Origin of the sequence: Achromobacter xylosoxidans, from assembly GCF_002192695.1 — a bacterium.
Classification (GTDB): Bacteria; Pseudomonadota; Gammaproteobacteria; order Burkholderiales; family Burkholderiaceae_B; genus Achromobacter; species Achromobacter xylosoxidans_C.
Window position 1 is genome coordinate 143,932 of the sequence record NZ_MTLG01000112.1, and the last position, 18,678, is coordinate 162,609.

At 64.8% G+C, this 18,678-nt stretch carries 17 protein-coding genes; 14 read left to right on the forward strand and 3 right to left on the reverse strand.

The window, feature by feature from the left end; all coding sequences use genetic code 11:
* Nucleotides 1–22: 22 nt before the first annotated feature.
* Nucleotides 23–1,006: a Bug family tripartite tricarboxylate transporter substrate binding protein gene (locus tag BRO63_RS28030; RefSeq protein WP_088142924.1), complete on the reverse strand. Its 984-nt coding sequence runs from the start codon at nt 1,004–1,006 to the stop codon at nt 23–25.
* Nucleotides 1,007–1,297: 291 nt separating this feature from the next.
* Here BRO63_RS28030 and BRO63_RS28035 point away from each other — a divergent pair, with 291 nt between their 5' ends.
* Entirely contained in the window at nt 1,298–2,476 is a 1,179-nt protein-coding gene (locus BRO63_RS28035; protein WP_088142925.1) for a CaiB/BaiF CoA transferase family protein, read from the forward strand.
* A gap of 17 nt (nt 2,477–2,493) precedes the next feature.
* On the opposite strand, the gene BRO63_RS28040 is transcribed toward BRO63_RS28035, so the two are convergent.
* Nucleotides 2,494–4,074 (reverse strand): sigma-54 interaction domain-containing protein, encoded by a 1,581-nt coding sequence (locus BRO63_RS28040; RefSeq protein ID WP_256942964.1) that lies wholly within the window; start codon nt 4,072–4,074, stop codon nt 2,494–2,496.
* A gap of 408 nt (nt 4,075–4,482) precedes the next feature.
* Between BRO63_RS28040 and BRO63_RS28045 the strand changes: the two genes are divergently transcribed.
* From BRO63_RS28045 to BRO63_RS28085, 9 genes are all read left to right on the forward strand, one after another.
* On the forward strand, nt 4,483–5,670 hold the full coding sequence (locus BRO63_RS28045; RefSeq protein WP_088142926.1) for a CaiB/BaiF CoA transferase family protein: 1,188 nt from the start codon (nt 4,483–4,485) through the stop codon (nt 5,668–5,670).
* 72 nt (nt 5,671–5,742) lie between these two features.
* The gene (locus tag BRO63_RS28050) at nt 5,743–6,318 is read left to right on the forward strand and encodes a DUF2889 domain-containing protein (protein WP_088142927.1); all 576 of its coding nucleotides are present in this window, start codon (nt 5,743–5,745) and stop codon (nt 6,316–6,318) included.
* Nucleotides 6,319–6,478: 160 nt separating this feature from the next.
* On the forward strand, nt 6,479–7,261 hold the full coding sequence (locus BRO63_RS28055) for an enoyl-CoA hydratase/isomerase family protein (RefSeq protein ID WP_088142928.1): 783 nt from the start codon (nt 6,479–6,481) through the stop codon (nt 7,259–7,261).
* 189 nt (nt 7,262–7,450) lie between these two features.
* Complete coding sequence (locus BRO63_RS28060) at nt 7,451–8,266, forward strand: enoyl-CoA hydratase/isomerase family protein (RefSeq protein ID WP_088142929.1); 816 nt, start codon at nt 7,451–7,453, stop codon at nt 8,264–8,266.
* The gene (locus BRO63_RS28065) at nt 8,263–8,673 is read left to right on the forward strand and encodes a Zn-ribbon domain-containing OB-fold protein (protein WP_088142930.1); all 411 of its coding nucleotides are present in this window, start codon (nt 8,263–8,265) and stop codon (nt 8,671–8,673) included. The genes BRO63_RS28060 and BRO63_RS28065 overlap by 4 nt, the downstream gene beginning before the upstream one ends.
* A gap of 11 nt (nt 8,674–8,684) precedes the next feature.
* Complete coding sequence (locus BRO63_RS28070; protein WP_088142931.1) at nt 8,685–9,863, forward strand: thiolase C-terminal domain-containing protein; 1,179 nt, start codon at nt 8,685–8,687, stop codon at nt 9,861–9,863.
* 51 nt (nt 9,864–9,914) lie between these two features.
* Complete coding sequence (locus BRO63_RS28075; RefSeq protein ID WP_020926807.1) at nt 9,915–10,382, forward strand: MaoC/PaaZ C-terminal domain-containing protein; 468 nt, start codon at nt 9,915–9,917, stop codon at nt 10,380–10,382.
* Nucleotides 10,379–11,338, forward strand: a complete 960-nt coding sequence (locus tag BRO63_RS28080) for a Bug family tripartite tricarboxylate transporter substrate binding protein (protein ID WP_143219522.1) — start codon at nt 10,379–10,381, stop codon at nt 11,336–11,338. Before BRO63_RS28075 ends, BRO63_RS28080 begins: the two co-directional genes overlap by 4 nt.
* Before the next feature lie 232 nt (nt 11,339–11,570).
* Nucleotides 11,571–12,551, forward strand: coding sequence for a Bug family tripartite tricarboxylate transporter substrate binding protein (locus tag BRO63_RS28085; RefSeq protein WP_088142933.1), 981 nt, complete (start codon nt 11,571–11,573; stop codon nt 12,549–12,551).
* Between the two features lie 61 nt (nt 12,552–12,612).
* Here BRO63_RS28085 and BRO63_RS28090 read toward each other — a convergent pair whose 3' ends face one another.
* Nucleotides 12,613–13,755 (reverse strand): acyl-CoA dehydrogenase family protein, encoded by a 1,143-nt coding sequence (locus BRO63_RS28090; RefSeq protein WP_088142934.1) that lies wholly within the window; start codon nt 13,753–13,755, stop codon nt 12,613–12,615.
* Between the two features lie 342 nt (nt 13,756–14,097).
* Between BRO63_RS28090 and BRO63_RS28095 the strand changes: the two genes are divergently transcribed.
* From BRO63_RS28095 to BRO63_RS28110, 4 genes are all read left to right on the forward strand, one after another.
* Nucleotides 14,098–15,684: a sensor domain-containing diguanylate cyclase gene (locus tag BRO63_RS28095; protein WP_088142935.1), complete on the forward strand. Its 1,587-nt coding sequence runs from the start codon at nt 14,098–14,100 to the stop codon at nt 15,682–15,684.
* Nucleotides 15,685–15,936: 252 nt separating this feature from the next.
* Nucleotides 15,937–16,731: an enoyl-CoA hydratase/isomerase family protein gene (locus BRO63_RS28100; protein ID WP_088142936.1), complete on the forward strand. Its 795-nt coding sequence runs from the start codon at nt 15,937–15,939 to the stop codon at nt 16,729–16,731.
* 10 nt (nt 16,732–16,741) lie between these two features.
* Nucleotides 16,742–17,902 (forward strand): acyl-CoA dehydrogenase family protein, encoded by a 1,161-nt coding sequence (locus BRO63_RS28105; protein WP_088142937.1) that lies wholly within the window; start codon nt 16,742–16,744, stop codon nt 17,900–17,902.
* Entirely contained in the window at nt 17,895–18,671 is a 777-nt protein-coding gene (locus tag BRO63_RS28110) for an SDR family NAD(P)-dependent oxidoreductase (RefSeq protein ID WP_088142938.1), read from the forward strand. Before BRO63_RS28105 ends, BRO63_RS28110 begins: the two co-directional genes overlap by 8 nt.
* Nucleotides 18,672–18,678 lie beyond the last annotated feature (7 nt).

Sequence of the window (18,678 nt, forward strand, 5' to 3'; positions counted from 1 at the left end):
TTGTGTTCCCGGCGCGAGCGGCCTAGTTGATCTTGATTCCCGATTCCTCGATGAGCTTCTTCCACTTGGGACGCTCCGCTTCCATGAAGGCGGCAAACTCTTCCGGAGTGGTGCTTTTCGGTATGCCGCTCATCCCCTCGACCCGCGCGCGGAAGTCCGGCGACGCCACGACCCGGGCGATGGTCTGGCTCAACTTGTCGACGATGGGCTTGGGCGTACCCGCGGGGACCACCACGCCGTACCAGGCGGTCAGGTCGTAGCCGGGCAAGCCGGATTCAGCCACCGTCGGCATGTCCGGCATGGACGGGACCCGGTCCAGGGACGTCACCGCCAATCCCCTGAGCATGCCGCCGTCGACGAAGCGCTTGGCGGCGAAGATGCTGCCGAACACGATGGGCACCTGTCCGCCGACGACGTCCGGCATCGACGCGCCATCCCCCTTGTAGGGAATGTGCGTCATCTGCACGCCCGCCATGGACTTCATCAGTTCGCCCGCAAAGTGGGTGCTGGTGCCGTCCCCGCCCGATGCGAAGCTGTACTTGTCGGGGTTGGCCTTCAGCAGCGCGATCAGCTCCTTGATGGTCTTTGCCGGCACGCTGGGATGCACGGCGACCATATTGGGCAGATAGGCCACGAAGGAGACAGGATCCAGGTCCTTCTTCGGATCGAAGCCCAGGTTCTTGAACATCATCTGATTGGCCACCAGCGGGCCATTGGTGACCAGCAGCACCGCGTAGCCGTCGGGGGCCATGCGCGCGAATTGGGCCGTGCCTACGTTCCCGCCCACTCCCGGCTTGTTTTCCACGATCACTTTCTGGCCCAGCTGTTCCGTCATCGCCTCGGCCAGGCTGCGCGCCAACGTGTCGGTCGGCCCGCCCGCCGCGAACGGCACGATCATCCTGATTGGCTTGCTCGGATATTCGGCGGCCCCAGCGCTGGTCGCGGTAAGCGCTGCCAACGCGATCGTGGCCACTCGGGTGGCCATCTTATTGATTGCATGGTTCATGTCTGCTCCTGACTTCCTGGTTGAAAATCCACGTCTGCATCCTTCCTGGTCAAACGCAAATTCCATGCCAGGCCCGGTCTCGCTGCGCACCGTCCAGCAACGCAACACCGCGGCCGCCAGCCAGCCGCCGGCCTTGCCTCCTGGGTGAACACATATGCGTACTATGAGGACACTCGTGGCGCGGCAGGACCTGCATCCGCGGCGCAAGCCCCCGTGGTACGGGTTTTGCTTCATACCCAAACACATCCGGGAAAGCCCGGACACGCCAGACTTGCTCAGGAGCCCCACCCCATGCCCGCCTCGCCCGATAAGCCCTACGCCGGATTGCGCGTCCTGGATCTCAGCCAGGGAGTCGCCGGACCTTACTGCGCCATGCTCCTGCTGGAACAAGGCGCCGAGGTCATCAAAGCGGAATCGCCAGCCGGCGACTGGAGCCGCGCCATCGGCCATCAGACCGAAGGCATGAGCGCGCTTGCCATTGCCTACAACCTGGGCAAGCGTTCGATCTGCGTCGACGCCCAGACCGAGGCCGGCCGCGACCTCCTGCGCCAGCTGGCGTTGCGTGCCGACGTCGTCATAGAGAGCTTCCGCCCCGGCGTCATGGAGCGTCTGGGCCTGTCATACGCCGAACTCTCGAAAGCCAGGCCCGATCAGGTGTATGTCTCGGTGTCCGCCTTCGGTCCGGACGGCCCCTATGCCGAACGGCCGGGATCGGATTCGACGCTGCAGGCCATGAGCGGCATGATGGTGGTCAACCGCGACGCGCGCGGCGCGCCGCGCAAGGTCGGCATCCTGCTGATCGACGTGACGACGGGCATCTATGCGGCGCAGGCCACGGGCGCCGCGCTGTACCGCCGCGCCGTGCGGGGCCAAGGCTCGCGGGTGCAGGTCTCCCTGCTGGAAGCCGCGGCCGCGGTGCAAAGCGGCGCCATCATCGACGAAGCCCTCAACGCCGGACGCGCCGTGCAGGCGCTGAGCGTGCCGGCTGGCACCTTCGAGACCGAGGACGGGCATATCAACGTCACCTCGCTGCACGACCGGATGTTCGCCGGCCTGTGCCAGGCCATAGGACGGAACGACTGGCTCGCCGACCCGCGGCTGAGCACGGCGACCGGGCGTTACGCGCACGGCGAGGAGATCAATTCAACGCTGACACGGATCTTCCGCGCCAAGCCGACGGCGCATTGGGTCGAGCGCCTGAACCGGCATGGCGTGGTCTGCGGAAAAGTCTCCGACTACGCCGGCTTCCTGGCCGACGCACAGGTTGAGCAACAGCGGATATTCGCGCTGAGCGACCAAGGCGGCCCATGCCGCGTGCCGATCGCCCGGCTGCCGGGCACGGCGGCGCCGGGCAGCCAGGAAAAGCGCTCGCCGCGGCGCGGCGAGCACACCCGGCAAATCCTGGGTGAACTCGGTCTGGATGCCGCGCAGCAGCAGGAGCTGTTCAACGCCGGGGTCGTGCAGTCCTGACATCCCGGGGCCGGGACTCAGCTCTCCTTGCCGCCTTCCATCAGGCGCAGCTGTTTGTACAGATAGGAGCGGGAGATTCCCAGTTCCTCGGCGACCCGCTTCTTGTTGCCGCCGGTGCGCTCCATGGCGTCCGCGATCAGCTCCATTTCGACGCGCTGCTTCGCTTCCCACATGTCGAAGCGGCCCGAGCCCGCGGTCGCCTGCAAGGGGCGGTACTCCTTCTCGGCCCCGATGCCGCCCGGATGCTCCAGACCGCCGAAGCTCTCCAGCGTCAGGCGGCTGCCGTCGCTGAATATCGCCGCCCGCTCCACCGCGTGCTGCAGCTGGCGCACATTGCCCGGCCAGCTGCGCGATTGCAGGTACTGGATGACATGGTCGTCGATGGACTTCCTGGCCACGCCCTGGCGCTTGGCGAAGGCGGCCAGGAAGGTATCGGCCAGCTCGGGAATATCCTCGGGCCTGTCCCGTAGCGAGGGCAGGTAGAGCGTCACGGCGCTGATGCGGTAGAACAGGTCCAGGCGGAACGTATTGTCCGCAACCATCTTCTGGAAGTCCCGATGGCTGGCCGAGATCAGACGGAAATCCGAGTGCAGCAGACGTTCACCGCCCACGCGCTGGAACGTGCCATCCTGCAGCACGCGCAGCAATTTCACCTGCATTTCCATCGGCATGTCGCCGATCTCATCGAGGAACAGGCTGCTGGTATCGGAAAGCTCGAACTTACCCTTGCGGCCGCGCTTGTCGGCGCCGGTGAACGCGCCGCCTTCATAGCCGAACAGCTCGCTTTCCACCAGGCTGATGGGCATCGCGGCCGCATTGATCAGGGTCAGCGGCTTGTCGCCACGCGGGCTGAGCATGTGCAGCGCGTGCGCCACCAGCTCCTTGCCCGTTCCGCTTTCCCCCACCAGCAACACCGGCACGTCCAGCGGCGCGACCCGCAGAATGTCTTCCTTGAGCTGCCGGATGGCCTTGCTGCTGCCCACGATCTGATCCAGCCCGTAGGAACGGTTGCGTATGCCGGAGAGTTCGCGCTTATAGAAATCGCGCTCCTGCCGCACGCGGGCGAGCTCGTTGGAGATGTCCTGGATCGCTTGCGGAATCGCCTGCGGGCCCTTGAACATGACCTGGCCGATCGCCGCCACCAGCTTCTTGTCGCGGTCGAAGATCGGGATGCGCGAAACGATGCGGGTGACGCCCTTGGCCTCATGGGCCTCGCCGATCTGCGGCTTGCCTGTGACGACCACTTCCTGCAAGCGGGTGTTCTCGATCACATCGCTGACCGGCCGGCCGATGGCGTCGCCGCGCTTCAAGCCGATCGAACGTTCGTGGATCGGGCTCATGTAAAGCAGATTGCCCGCCGCGTCGACGACGTTCATGGCCTCATAGGGATTGGTGATGAAGTACCGGAAGATATCCGCGGCGCAATCGACGGTGGCAATGAACTCCGTCAGCTCATCCCCGCCCGTGGAGAAGATCAGGAAACACGCGCCCTGCTCGCAAACCAGCGCAGCGACACTGTGAGCGGGCTCGATGCCAGGCAGGGCGAACAGGCGTTTGACCGGGGTGCTGGAACGATCGGCCCACAGGCGGGAGAGCATCCGCGCAATCACTTCCTCCGTGCCCAAACCCGAAGAAAATTTAATCTGGCCGCCCTCGTCCAGGACAAGTATCCCTTCGGTGTCTCTTACCATATCCTCTCGCTCTGCATCTGCCTTCCGTGTCTTTCGTGGCGGCATGTTGGTGGCGACGAGTGTACTCCACGGCTGCAGCGCCGCAGGCCGCGCCGGCGCTACATCTTGCGGCCGATGCCCCGCCGCGCAAGGCGCTCCGCCGCCCCTGTCGCGGCGTGGCCCGCAATGGCATGGAAATTGCTTGAAAGAAATGAATCAGGAACGCATTTGATGCCATGCAGCAAACCCTGTCCTTCGATCGGGGCTGCGGGCGCACCAGCCGATTTCTGTGTAACGAAAAAACCAACGAACCATCAAGAAGCGTAGAGGAGTGTCATGCCTGGTCCTTTGTCTCAAATCAAGATCGTCGACCTGACGTCAGTGGTAATGGGGCCTTATGCCACCCAGATCTTCGGCGACATGGGCGCGGACGTCATCAAGGTGGAAAGCCCCGACGGCGACATCATGCGCCACATGGGCGCAGGCCGTAGCCGGGCGATGGGGCCGATACACCTGTCGGTCAACCGGAACAAGAAAAGCCTGATGCTGGACCTGCGCATCCCCGAGGCGCGCGCAGCGCTGCTGCGCGTGGTGGCCACGGCCGATGTCTTCGTCCATGCCATGCGCCCGGCGGCCATCGAACGGCTAGGCCTGGGTTATGCGCAGATCAAGGAGATCAACCCTGGCATCGTCTACTGTGGCGCCTATGGCTTTGGCGAAGGCGGTCCCTATGCCGACGATCCTGCCTACGACGACATGATCCAGGGCGTGTCCGGCCTGTGCTCCGTCAATGCCCATCTGGCGGGAGAACCGCGTTTCACGCCCACCATCATCGGCGACAAGGTCGCCGGCCTGACCATCGCCTACAGCGTCCTGGCCGCGCTGTTCCACAAGCTGCGCACCGGCGAAGGGCAAAGCATCGAAGTGCCGATGTTCGAGTCCCTGGCCTCGTTCATGCTGATAGAACATCAATGGGAACGGGCTTTCGACCCGCAGAACGGCAAGGCAGGCTATCCGCGCGTGCTCAGCCAATTGCGCAAGCCGCACCGCACCAAGGACGGCTATCTCTGCGTGCTGCCCTACACCGACAAGAACTGGAAGGACTTCTTCCAACTGGTCGGCCGCGATGATCTGGCGAAGGATCCCCGCTACGACACGCCGAACCACCGCAGCCAGAACTACGAAACCCTGTACAAGATACTCGGCGAAATCATGACCGAGCGGACCTCCGCCGAATGGCTGAGCCAGCTGCGGCCGCTGAGCATTCCTGTCGCGCCGGTCAACAGCCTGGAGGACTTGTTCACGGACCCCCATCTGGCGGCGGTCGGCATGTTCGTGCAACAGGAACATCCGAGCGAAGGCGTGCTGACTCACGTCAGGCCGCCCGTCAAGTTCGGCAAGACTCCGAGCGAGGTGAAGCGCCTTGCGCCACGCCTGGGCGAGCACAGCCACGAGATTCTTGCCGCGGCCGGGCTATCCGACAGCGAGATCAGCGCACTGGCCGAAAGCGGCGCAACCCGCTAGGCCCCTCCTTCCTTTTTGGCGGGACCGGGAGCCAGCTTCCCGGTCCCTCGAACCAGACTCGGAGACCACTCCATGGTGTCGCCTTCGCATTTTCTTCCCCCTCCTGCCAGCGCCAGAAAATCCTCCCACTCGCGCACCATCCAGTTGCAGGCCTACGAGCGCGAGGACGGCCTGTGGGACCTGGAGGCCTTGATCGAGGACGTCAAGCCCCAGCCCTTCACCACACAGATGCGGCATTTCGACTGCGGCGTGCCCATACATCTGATGGCGATCCGCGTGACCATCAACGAAGCCCTGGATGTGCTGGGCGCCGAGGCCGGCATGCACCGCATGCCCTTTCCCTCCGTCTGTCCCGAAGCCCAGCTGCGGCTGGAGCGGCTGGTCGGCGCGAACCTGCTCAAGGGCTTCCGCCAGGAAATCGCCAAGCGGATCCCGGCCCATGAGCGCTGCTCGCACTTGTCCGAGCTGGCGACGCTGCTGCCGACCCTGGCCGTGCAGACGATCCTGCAAGGCAAGATCTCCCCGCAGGAGGAGGACGATCCCGCCAAACGCCCCTTGAAGATCGGCGCTTGCCACGCGTTGAGAGAGGACGGCCCGCTGGTCAAGGAGCATTACCCTCAGTGGTACAGGCCGCCAGGCCAGGCTTGAGCGCGGCCGCGATCCCGGCGCACAGCGTGTGTCTTCCGGCGGTGCGAACTGCGTGCGCCGCGGACACGATCCGCGGCTTCGCCGCCCCCGGCCGCTGCGGCTGAATGCTGGCATCCATTTTGCTTGAAGGTTCACCACCCACCCTTCAAGGAGAAGCATCATGTCCGCGCATCACCAGGAAAACGCCAGCGCCCAAGCCACGGTCCTGTTGGAAAAAACAGGCGGCCTTGCCGTCTTGACGTTGAACCGCCCCGAAAAGCTCAATGCCCTGTCGACGGCGATGCGCGCCGAGTTCGGCGCCCACCTGCAGGACATCGCCGCGGACCCCGACATCCATGTGGTGCTGCTGCAAGGGCTGGGCCGCGCCTTCTGCGTCGGGGCCGATACCGGCGATCTGCCGACGACCCCGCTGGCCTGGCGCGACCGTATCCTGACTGCGCAGCAACACCACATGGCGCTGATCAGGATGAACAAGATCGTCATCGCCTCGGTCCAGGGCGCGGCGGCCGGCGGCGGCGCTTCGCTGGCGCTTGCCGCCGACCTGCTGGTCATGGCGGATGACGCGACGCTGCGGTTCCCCTTCGTGCGCCTGGGCCTGATCCCGGACGGCGGCTGCTCCTATCTGCTGCAGTCGAAACTGGGCGTCCCCGCCGCCCTGGACCTGATGCTCACGGGCGGCGCCATGGATGCCGAGGAGGCCCGCCTGCGCGGCCTGACCCGTCGCGTGGTGCCGCGGGAAACCCTGGCCGAGGCCAGCCGCGCCTTGGCGGCCGAGCTGCTGGCGCTGCCCCATGAAGCACTGATGCTGACCAAGTCGGTCAGCCGCCAGAGCTGGAGCCAGCCCATGGACAGCGCCATGGCGCATGAGGCCGATGCGTTCGCGCTGGCCACGGCCATGCCAGGACACCAACGCGCGCTGGCGGCGGCGCAGGCGCGCAAATAGCCAGTGCGGCGGGCCCTTGCGGCTCCGCCGCCGCGAACACACAAACACAGTCCCGCATCCGCGTGTATGCCGCGAGTACACCCCGGCAGGCGATCCGTACGCCTGCCCTGCTCCGGCCCGCGGACGGCGCATCTGGCACGAACTTTGCTTTTACACAAACACCCCCCTTTACCCATTGGAGCGTCCTACATGGCAGCACAGGAGCTGGTAGCAACACAAAGAGACGGAGACGTACTCATCATCCGCCTGGCGAACCCGGAAAGCCGGAACTCGATGACCATGGACATGCGCGAACAGCTCGGCGCGGCGATCGCCCTGGCCGAGCGCGAGCCCGGCATACGCGCGGTTTTCCTGACGGGCGACGGCCCGACTTTCTGCTCCGGCGGCGACCTGAATCATCTGCGCACGGCCTGCGATCCGTGGACGGTGCACCGGCGCTTCCGCAATCTGAGCCGCTGGCTCACGCCGCTGATCACGCTGGACAAGCCCGTCGTCGTCGGCGTGAACGGTCATGCAGTAGGCGGCGGCATGGGCCTCGCGCTGACCGGCGACGTGGTCATCGCTGGCGAAAGCGCGAAGTTCATGTCCGGATTCTTCAGGCTGGGCGTCGTGCCTGACATCGCGGTCATGTACCACTTGCCGCGCCTGATCGGCATGGCGCGCGCCAAGAACTTCCTGTTCAGCGGCGGCACGTTCTCCGCGCAGGAGGCCGCTGATCTGGGCCTGGTATCCAAGGTCGTCGCCGATGCCGACCTGTATGACGCCGGCCTCGCCGAGGCCAGACGCCTGGCCGAAGGGCCCGCCGAGGTCATGGGGCTGGCCAAGGCCGTCATGGCGCGCAGTTTCGAAACCTCGCTGCACGACATGCTGGCATTCGAGGGCTTCGGTCAGGTGCTGGCCATGTCCAACCCCGAGTTCCGCGAAGGCTTGAACGCCGCCCTGGAACGCCGCCGCCCCGATTTTCCCGGCGCCGCGGCGGTCGTGAACCAGGGAGACAAAGCATGAGCCAGGATCTGCCTCAACCCATCGCCAATGCCGACTCCCAGCCCTACTGGGATGGAGCCCGCGAACACAAACTGCTGATCCGGAGATGCAAGGCATGCGCAGCACTGCATTTCATGCCGCGCCATCTCTGCCCCGAATGCTGGTCGGATCAACTCGAATGGGTGCAAAGCAAAGGCACAGGCAGCGTCTACAGCTTTTCCATCATCCGCCGCGCGCCGCTGCCCGCGTTCGCGTCCAGGACGCCCTATGTCACCGCGCTGATCGAACTCGACGAAGGCCCGCGCATGGTCGCCAACATCGTGGGCGCCGATGCCCTTTCGGTACGGATAGGGGACAAGGTCGGCGTGGTTTTCGAAGACCGCGGCGATGGCGCCCTGATTCCCCAATTCAAAAGAACCGAGGCCTGACTGGGATGGTTATGAAAGAACGCGCATCGCTAAAGAACAAAGTCGCCATCGTCGGCGTGGGCGAATCGGACATCGGCAAGGTTCCCCACATGACGGGCCTGGGCCTCAACGCCCAGGCCGCCAAGCGCGCGCTGGACGACGCCGGTTTGCAGGTGTCCGACATCGACGGCGTGCTGACGGCCTATTCCTTCACTGAACCGTACTTCATGCTGGGATCGGTCATCTGCGAGTACCTCGGCATCAAGCCCAGGCTCAACGCGTCGATGATCGTGGGCGGCGCCAGCCCGGTCGTCATGCTCAAGCATGCGGCGCAGGCCATCGTCAGCGGCCAGGCCGAGACCATCCTGGTGTGCGCGGGCGAGAACCGGGCCACCGGCCAAAGCCGGGACGCGGCCGTGGCGGCGCTGACGGCGGTGGGACACCCCTATTTCGAACAGCCCTACGGCACCTCGATACCCGGCTTCTACGCCATGATCGCGTTGCGCCACATGCACAAGTACGGCACCACGCGGGAACAGCTCGCGCATGTCGCGGTCAACACGCGCACGCACGCCCTGCTGCATCCCAACGCGCACATGAAAACGCCCTTGACGCTGGACCAGGTGATCTCGGCCAAGCCCATCGCCGATCCGCTGGGCATGCTGGATTGCTGCCTGATATCGGATGCCGGCGGCGCCTTCATCGTGACGTCCGCCGAGCGCGCGCGCGACTTGAAATGCAAGCCCGCCTACCTGCAAGGCATAGGCGAATACCACACACATGAGCATCTGATGTGCGCCCCCAGCCTGACCGAGTTCGGCGCGGCCGAATCCGGTCGCATCGCCTACGAAATGGCGGGACTCGCGCCCGGCGATATCGACGTGGCCGAACTCTACGACTGCTTCTCCATCGTCCCCATCCTGGAGGCCGAGGAACTGGGCTTCTGCCGGCCCGGAGAAGGCGGCGCGTTCTTCGAGCAGGGACATGCGCGCATCGGCGGCAAGCTGCCCATCAATACCCACGGCGGCATGCTCTCGCATGCGCACGCCGGCGCCGCGGGCGGCCTGTTCGGCATCGTGGAAGCGGTGCGCCAGTTGCGCGGCGGCCTGGGCGATCGCCAGGTAGAAGGCGCGGAGGTTGCGCTCGTGCACAACGAGGGCGGCATCCTGTCCTCACACGGCACCGCCATCCTGGCCAGCGACAAAGGCTGAATTCAACGCGGCTGTGCCGCATCCGGCAACCATTACAAGGACAACGCAATCATGACCACGACTCCCTCCGCACGCGGCCGGTACTTCGATGACTTCGAGATCGGCCAGGAATTCGTCAGCCCGGCCCGCACCATCACGCAGACGGACATCGTCAATTTCGCCTGCCTGTCGGGCGACTTCAACGAAGTCCACACCAATTTCGAGTACTGCAAGACCACGCCATTCGGCGAACCCATCGCGCACGGACCACTGGTGTACGCCATCATGGGCGGCCTGCAGTATGCCAGCGGCCTGAACGACGGAACCTTGCTGGCCCTGCTACAGATCGACGGCTGGAAACTGCTGGACCCCGTCAAGCATGGCGACACCATCAGGCTGCATTCACGGGTCGTCGACAAAAAGGCCAGCAGCAAGCCGGATCGTGGCGTCGTCACCTTTCAGCGGCAGTGCGTCAAGCACGACGGCACGGTAGCCCAGGAAATGACGGCCACCCTGCTGTACCGCCGGAGAACATCGTGAACCCTCGCAGAAGACACATTCTGGGCGCCATGCTGGCCACCCCCCTCCTGGCCGGGCCCGCCCGGGCGGCCGACAGGCCCTTGAGAATCGTGGTGCCCTTCCAATCGGGCTCGGCCACCGACACCGCGGCGCGCATCATCGGAGAAAACCTGAGCCGGTCCCTGTCCCGCGCGGTGCTCATCGACAACAAGCCCGGCGCCGAAGGATACATCGCGGTCAAGGAGGTCATGAAGGCGGATCCCTCGGGCGACGTGCTGCTGTTCTCGACCAACACCGCCATCACCGGCATCAATACCTTCAATGCCAAACCGATCTACGACCCGCTGACCGAGCTGTCTCCCATCGCCCGGGTCGGCGAGTTCCCCTTCCTGCTGGTCGTGAACACCAGCCTGCCATTCATGACGGCCCGCGCGTTCGTGGAATACGCGCGTGCCAACCCCAAGAAGCTGACCTATGCGTCCGGCAGTTCGTCCTCCATCGTGGCGATGGCGCAGCTGATGGGCATGGCCGGCCTGAAGCTGCATCACATCCCTTACAACAGCGAGCCGCCTGCCGTGGTGGATCTGGTGGGCGGCAGGATCGACGTCATGTTCGCCACGCCCACCACGACCATGGGCTTCATCAAGGAAGGGAAGGTGCGCGCGCTCATGACCACCACCCGGACACGCCTGGAGCAGTTCCCCGACGTGCCCACGATGACCGATTCCGGCTATACCAACATGCCGCTGGTGCCGTGGGGCGGGTTCTTCGGTCCTTCCGGAATGCGGCCGGAACTGCGCCGGAAGCTGAGCGCGGAGATCAATGCGGTTCTCGCCCAGCCGGACGTGGCGCGCGCGCTTGCCGTTCACCACATTTCGATCTCGACATCCGGCCCTGACGAATTCTCCGCCTATGTGAAGGAGCAGCTTGCGCTGTCGCTGCAAGTCGTCAAGGAACATGGGCTCGGCAGGAAGTAGATGGAGCAACTGCTGTGCGCCGCCCATACACTGCTGATCGGACCATGAACACCAACGCGCATGTGGATAGCTCCCCTGCCGGGCAGGCGGGCGGCGCCAGCCCCTGGCACGGATGTTGCGAGGTTATCCCCGACGCGCCCTGCGTTCATGTTGCCAGCCCGCCCGCAGAGGCAGGCTGAACAATAACTACATATGTGTTTTCCGCCGGTGAAAGGCGGAACTGGAGATAAGAATGACCTTTTTCAGAAAACCGCTACTGGCCGCGGCGGCCCTGCTGGCCAGCCTGGCTTTGCAAGGGCAGGCGGCGGCCGGCAGCTATCCGGACAAGCCCATACGCCTGATCACCCCCTACGCCGCCGGCGGCCTTTCCGACATCCTGGCCCGCACGCTGGCCCAGGATCTTTCGGAACGCCTGGGCCAATCCGTCATCGTCGAAAACCGCACCGGCGCGGGCGGCATCATCGGCACGGACTTCGTCGCCAAGTCGCGCCCCGACGGCTACACCCTGGCGCTGGCCAGCCAAGGCCTGGCCAGCGTCAACACCACTCTGTATCCGAACCTGCCCTACAACACGCTCAAGGACTTCACGCCGATCTCCCTGATCGCAAAATTCTCGCTGGTGCTGGTGACGAACCCCGATCAGCCGATCAAGACCGTCGCCGACCTCGTCGACCGGGCCAAGAAGAATCCCAGTGCGCTCAACTATGGGTCCGCAGGGAATGCCTCGACCGCGCATCTGACGATGGAAATGCTGAAGGACCGCACCGGCATGCCCATCATGCACATCCCGTACAAGGGCGAGTCCCTGGCGTTTACCGAACTGCTGGGCGGCCGGATCGACGCGACATTCGCCACGGTGGGAGGCGCGCTGCCGCTTATCCAGTCCGGCAAGGTCCGTCCCATCGCCGTGGCCGACAACGCGCGCAGCGCCTTGATGCCCGACGTGCCCACGGTGGAGGAATCCGGCGTGAAGGACTTCAACGTGTTCGGCTGGTACGCCATCCTCGCCCCGGCCAACGTGCCGCCGGAGGTGACGGACCGCCTGAGCAAGGCGCTGATGGATATAGGCAGGAGCGAGAAGTTCCGCGAGGCCATGCGCGTGCGCGGCATGGAGGCCGTGGGCAGCTCGCCGGAAGAAACGACCCGGGTGATCCGCGATGAAACGCAACGCTGGGGCGCCATCATCAAGAAGGTAGGCATCACCGCCGACTAGGCGGCCGGCGCATCGCCCCTCAAAGGGCGGCCCGCTACCGGGCCGCCCTGCCGTCAAGCGCTTACAGTCCCAATTCCCGCGCGATCAGTTCGCGCTGAATCTGCGAGGTGCCGCCGCCGACGGTCGCGTTGCGGGCATCGCGCCAATGCCGTTGCATCGCGTGATCCGTGGTGTAGGCGTGTCCGCCCAGGATCTGCATGCCCGAGGCGGTGACCCGCTGAAGCATCTCGGAAACGTAGAGCTTGGCCATGCTGGCCTCCTTGCGGCACGACAAGCCGTTGTCATAGCGCCAGGCGGCCATGGTGGTCAGCCAGCGGCCGCACTCCACCTCGGTCGCCATATCGGCCAGCATGTGCGCGATGGCCTGGAACTGGCCGATGGGACGCCCGAACTGCTTTCTTTCCTGGGCGTAGATCGTGGCGTCATTCAAGGCGCTGCTGGCGCAGCCCAGGTAGTTCGCAGCGAGCGTGATGCGCTCGCGCTCGAGATGGCGTCCGATGTATCCCCAGCCCTTGCCTTCCTCTCCCAGCAGATAGCGGGAGGGCACGCGCACGTCATCGAAGTAGATCTCCGACAAACCCAATACGCGGCGGCCGATGACGTCCAGACGCCGGATGGTGATGCCCTTGAGATCGTTGGGCACCAGGAACAGGGAAATGCCATCGTGCCGCTTTTCGCTCTTCGCGGTCCTGACGGCGAGAACGATATGGTTGTCGGGCGCGTCCGCGCCGCTGGAAAACACCTTCTGGCCGTTGATCAACCAGTCATCGCCGTCGCGCCGCGCGCTCGTGGTCAATGACGCCGCGTCCGACCCCGAGTTGGGTTCGGTCAGGCTGAACGAAAGCTTGGCCTGGCCCTGCGCCACGCGCGGCAGGATCTCGCGCTTGAGTTCTTCCGGCGCCACATCCGCCAGGATCGAGCAGCCCCAGGCCTGCAGCGCAATGCGCGTGGCGAAGTCCACGCTGGGCTTGGCGACCTCTTCGTAGAGAATGATGCAATCGGACATCGGGCTGCCCATGCCGCCGTACTCGGCCGGGACCACCATGGAGACAAAGCCCGCGTCCACCATGGCCGCGTAGACTTCCTCCGGATACGTGCCGTCGCGGTCCCATTGCCGCACCTTTTCGGGAGTGCACAAGGACTGCACGAGCCGTTCAACCGCTGAACGCAACATGACCTGCTCTTCGGTCTGGGTAAAGTTCAATTTTTCCTCCAGGTGGTTTGGTATCCATGCCTGCGTCCCGCCCGAGAGGAGGGATCGCGCCGCATCCCATAGCAGAAGCAAGAACCGCGCCAGCCCGCGGCATCGCCGGGCGGCGCCCTGCCATGCCCACCGCCAGTGCCTGCGCAGCGAACACCCGTGATTGCGCAACGGACAATTGGCCGCGCGCCCTGGCTGCCGGGCAGCCGCGGATGCTCTTGACTTGCCGCAGGCTTGCCGCAAAACTGATCGCTCTGTGCGCAAGGCCGCCCTTCTTCTTTGAGTCCCCAGCGTTGCGGAAGGCGCCGATTCAATCGACCGATCGAGTATTGAAGGAGCCCCGCATTGGCCACCGCCGCGATGCCCAGACTGAAGCTGCGCCGGCTCGTCACCGTGCTCGCGCTCGCGAGCGGAATCATCGCCTTCGTCAATACGCTGTATGCGGCCTACCTGGTGCAGCGCGAGCAACTGATCGCCAACACCCTGGAGGCCAATCGGGCCTACGCGGTCAAGCTGGCCGAGGTCACCGACCTCTATATCGAATCCATACAACGGCAGTTGGTCCTCTCCGCCGAACGCGCGCCTGGCCTGCTGGGCTCCAGGTCCGCCATGGACGATGAACTTGCGCGCCTGGTCCACCAGACCGACGGCGCCATGACCGCCGCGATCGCCGACAAGAACGGCACCATCCTGGCCACCGTTCCGGCCAATCCGGACTTCGAAGGCAAGACGCTGGTGCGCCAGCAACTGGCGTCCGGCCCCAAGAAACTGACGGGCCAGATCTCGACGCCCTACGTAGGCATGGCGGGCCAGCTGATACTGGCGTTCTCGGAGCCCTACAAGGATGCCCAGGGCGCCTACGCCGGCACGATCCTCACTGCCATGTCGCTCAGGCAAGGCAACGAGTTCGACAAGCTGGTGGGAGATCACTTCTACCGCGACGGCTCCTACCTGTATGTGGTCGATGGCGACGGCAACATCATCTATCACAAGGACAAGGAGCGCATCGGCACCAGCGAACGGAACAACGCGGTGGTCGAGGCGGTGTTGCGCGGAGAAACCGGCGCGATGCCCGTGGTCAATACGCGCGGCACGCATCTGCTGGCCGGGTACGCCGCGCTCAAGAACGGCGGCTGGGGCGTGGTGGCGCAGCGGCCCCTGGACGAAACCCTAAGTCCGCTGCAGAGCCTGACCGGCAGGATCGTGCTCTACGCCCTGCCGGTCGGATTGATCATGTTCCTGGTCGTCTACCTGCTGGGCCGCTGGATCTCCCGGCCGCTGGAGGAACTGGCACAGGTCATCGAAAGGGATCAGCCCGGCGCCTCGGCCGGCGACCTGGACAAGATCAAGGGCTGGTACTACGAAGCCGCGCGGCTCAGGAATGCCGTGACAACGAGCCAGAGTTCCCAGACCCGCCGCATCGACAAGCTGAACGCGGACACCATCACCGATCCCATGACCGGTCTCATCAACCGCAGGGGCCTGGCGCTGCAAATCGCCACGCTGCGGCAGACCAACCGGCCTTTCGCGGTGCTCGCGCTGGACCTGGACCACTTCAAGCGCGTGAACGACACCTGCGGGCATGCGGCTGGCGATCAGGTGCTGATCGCGCTGGCGGCCATCCTGAGGACCTGCGTCCGGGCGGAAGACGCGCCGTGCCGCGTCGGCGGCGAAGAGTTTCTTGTCCTGATGCCGGACGCCTCGCGCGACGCCGCCGAGAGGGTGGCCGAGCGCATCCGGGCGGCGACGGCCAACCACGCCATGCCCCAGGCGGTAGGGCATGTCACGGTTTCCATCGGCATCGCGCTGTGGCCGTCGGATGATTTCGACATCGAGAAGGTCATGGGCAAGGCCGATCAGGCTTTGTACTGGGCGAAGAATTCGGGACGGAACCGGATTGCGGTCTGGTCGGCCGCGGAAATCACGGAATAAGCGAATCAGGTGCGACGAGCGCCAGGCCGGGCGTACCGCACCCGGCAGGGAAAAGTCTGGCCCGCGCCAGCTCTCCGACTAGGGAAAACACCCATCAAAAAACCAAAAATGAATAATGACTCATTGTTCATTTTTTGCCAGAATGCACCAACCGCCTGACGACTTGCCATGACGCGGCACGCGCGCCGGCTCTTCCAGGCGAACTCCACGCAAGAGACTCCTGGCGTCTCCTGCTCTCCACACGAGGTCTAGATGAACTTTGCTGAGTACAAGAGCCTGACGTTCGAACGCCGCAAGCGCGTCCTGGAAATCACGATGAACCGGCCCGAGAAGCTCAATGCCGTCGATGAAGCCATGCACGAAGAGCTGGCCCGGGTCTTCGTCGATGTTTCGGCCGACCCGGAATGCGACGTCGTGATCCTGACGGGAGCGGGCCGGGCCTTTTCGTCCGGCGGCGACATAGCCTGGATGCAGAAAATGATCGACCAGCCCGGCGCGTTCGAAAAGACGGCCCGCGAAGGCAAGCAGATCGTGTTCTCGTTGCTGGACTGCGAAAAGCCTGTCATCGCAAAAGTGAATGGGCACGCGACAGGGCTGGGTGCCACGCTCGCGCTTTTCTGCGACGTGATCTTCGCCTCGGACGCCGCGAAGATCGGCGATCCGCACGTCAGTGTTGGTTATGTGGCTGGCGACGGCGGCGCCGTCATCTGGCCGCAACTGATCGGCTATGCGCGCGCCAAGGAATACCTGATGACCGGCGACCTGATGACCGCGACGGAAGCGGAACGCATCGGCCTGATCAATCATGTGGTCCCCGCGGCGGACCTGGAGCAACGCGTGGGGCAGTTCGCGGACAAGTTGGCCGCGGGCGCTACCAAGGCCATCCGCTGGACCAAGCTATCCGCAAACATCGGCCTGAAGCAGCTGGCGCACTCGATCATGGACGCCTCCCTGGCCTACGAGGCGCTTTCCAATTCCACCCAGGACCATCAAGAAGCTGTGAACGCCTTCCGCGAAAAACGCAGTCCGGTCTTCTCTGGAAAGTAGAGAGCCACTGATGAACTTCACGGAACCCGATCACATCCGGCAGCTGCGCGACACGCTCGAGCGGTTCGTCGAAAAGGAAATGCCGCGTGGCGCCGCCGCCGACTGGGACAAGCGCAACCACTTCCCGCGCGAAGTCTTCGACAAACTGGCGCGCCTCGGCGTCATGGGGCTCACCGTGCCCGAAGCGTATGGCGGCGCGGGCCGCGACATCCTAGCCACCATGGTCGTCATCGAAGAACTGTCCAGGCGCAGCCTGGCGGTATCGGTGCCCTACATCATGAGCGCCTGCTACGCGGGCATGAATCTGGTCGAATGCGCCACGGAAGCGCAGAAAGCCGAACTGTTGCCCAAGGTCGTGGACGGTACGCTCGTCTTTGCCTACGGCTGGACGGAACCGGACGCCGGCGCCGACCTGGCCAGCGTCAAGACCCGCGCCGAACGTGTGGGTGACGCCGTGCGGATCAATGGCGCCAAGCGCTTCTGCTCGGGCGCGGCGATATCGGACTACATCTACGCGCTGGTGCGCTCCGGCGGCGAGGGCGAGCGCTACAAGAATCTGTCCATGATCATGATCCCGCCCGACACCAAAGGCGTGACGATCACGCCCATCGAAGGGTTGGGCATGAAAGGAGCCGCGACCACGGACGTGATCTTCGAGGACGTGGAGGTGCCATTCGAGAATGTGATGGGCGGCGAGGCCGGCTGGAACAACGGCTGGCAGATGATCGTGGGCTCGGGCCTGGACGTGGAAAAGCTCGAAGTCGCCGCCATCGGCATCGGCATCGCCCGCGCCGCGCTCGACGATGCCTGGGCCTACGCGGGCGAACGCCAGCAATTCGGCAAGACCATCAACCACTACCAGTCCATTCAGCACAAGCTGGCCGACATGAAGACACAACTGCATGCCGCGCGCCTCGTGCTCTACCACGCCGCCTGGATGGCCAACGAACACCAGCGCTGCGGGGTCGAAACATCCATGGCGAAGCTCTTTGCCACGGAAACCGCCCGCTCGGTCGCGCTGGAATGCCAGACCATCTTCGGCGCCTATGGCTACGTCAAGGATTTCGACGCGGAGCGCTATGTCCGGGACGCCCTGCTGCTGCCCATCATCGGCGGCTCCTCCGCGGTCCAGCGCAACAACATCTACAAGTGGTCCGGAGCCTATGCCTGACAAGCCCTCAATCGACCTGGCCGGGAAGAAAGTGCTGGTCACCGGCGGCGCAAGCGGCATCGGAGCGGCGGTGGTCGATCTGTTCCTGGAGCTCGGCGCGCAAGTGAGTTCAGCTGACCTCCAGCCGCACGGTGCGACGGAACCGGACACCATTACCCGGTTCCAGGCGGACGTCTGCGTGGAACAAGACTGCCTGCGCGCCACGGCGGGAGCCATAGACGCCATGGGCGCCATCGACGTGCTCGTGAACTGCGCCGGCATACCCGACACCTACACCCCGACCCTGGAGCAAAGCGCACAATCCTGGCAGCGGATCGTGGATGTGGACCTGACCGGCACCTACCTCATGTGCAAGGCCGTGGGTGCACACATGGCGCAGCGCCGCTCCGGATCGATGATCAACATCTCGTCCATCGTCGGCCTGGGCGGCTTTCCCCGCCGCAACGCCTATGGCGCGTCCAAGGCGGGCGTGATCATGCTGACCAAATCGCTGGCCAGCGAGTGGGGCAGCCTGGGCATCCGCGTGAACTGCATCGCGCCCGGCTATATCCGCACGCCCCTGGTCGAAACCTTGATACGCGAAAACAAGGTGGACACCGGACAGATAGCACGGCGAACGCCGCTGGCCCGCCTCGGCCATCCCAGGGAGATCGCGCATGCCGCGGCCTACCTGTCCTCGGAATGGGCATCCTTCATCACGGGGGCAACCCTGCCGGTGGATGGCGGTTGGTCCGCGTTTGGAGGCGCGGGCGACATCGGCATCGCATGACATAGGC

Excerpts from the sequence above, each read along its gene's own strand:
- BRO63_RS28045 (WP_088142926.1), top strand. The coding sequence starts at position 4,483 with ATGCCTGGTCCTTTGTCTCAAATCAAGATCGTCGACCTGACGTCAGTG.
- BRO63_RS28040 (WP_256942964.1), bottom strand. The coding sequence starts at position 4,074 with ATGCTCTCCCGCCTGTGGGCCGATCGTTCCAGCACCCCGGTCAAACGC.
- BRO63_RS28105 (WP_088142937.1), top strand. The coding sequence starts at position 16,742 with ATGAACTTCACGGAACCCGATCACATCCGGCAGCTGCGCGACACGCTC.
- BRO63_RS28060 (WP_088142929.1), top strand. The coding sequence starts at position 7,451 with ATGGCAGCACAGGAGCTGGTAGCAACACAAAGAGACGGAGACGTACTC.
- BRO63_RS28030 (WP_088142924.1), bottom strand. The coding sequence starts at position 1,006 with ATGAACCATGCAATCAATAAGATGGCCACCCGAGTGGCCACGATCGCG.
- BRO63_RS28070 (WP_088142931.1), top strand. The coding sequence starts at position 8,685 with ATGAAAGAACGCGCATCGCTAAAGAACAAAGTCGCCATCGTCGGCGTG.
- BRO63_RS28035 (WP_088142925.1), top strand. The coding sequence starts at position 1,298 with ATGCCCGCCTCGCCCGATAAGCCCTACGCCGGATTGCGCGTCCTGGAT.
- BRO63_RS28065 (WP_088142930.1), top strand. The coding sequence starts at position 8,263 with ATGAGCCAGGATCTGCCTCAACCCATCGCCAATGCCGACTCCCAGCCC.
- BRO63_RS28055 (WP_088142928.1), top strand. The coding sequence starts at position 6,479 with ATGTCCGCGCATCACCAGGAAAACGCCAGCGCCCAAGCCACGGTCCTG.
- BRO63_RS28085 (WP_088142933.1), top strand. The coding sequence starts at position 11,571 with ATGACCTTTTTCAGAAAACCGCTACTGGCCGCGGCGGCCCTGCTGGCC.
- BRO63_RS28100 (WP_088142936.1), top strand. The coding sequence starts at position 15,937 with ATGAACTTTGCTGAGTACAAGAGCCTGACGTTCGAACGCCGCAAGCGC.
- BRO63_RS28110 (WP_088142938.1), top strand. The coding sequence starts at position 17,895 with ATGCCTGACAAGCCCTCAATCGACCTGGCCGGGAAGAAAGTGCTGGTC.
- BRO63_RS28075 (WP_020926807.1), top strand. The coding sequence starts at position 9,915 with ATGACCACGACTCCCTCCGCACGCGGCCGGTACTTCGATGACTTCGAG.
- BRO63_RS28050 (WP_088142927.1), top strand. The coding sequence starts at position 5,743 with ATGGTGTCGCCTTCGCATTTTCTTCCCCCTCCTGCCAGCGCCAGAAAA.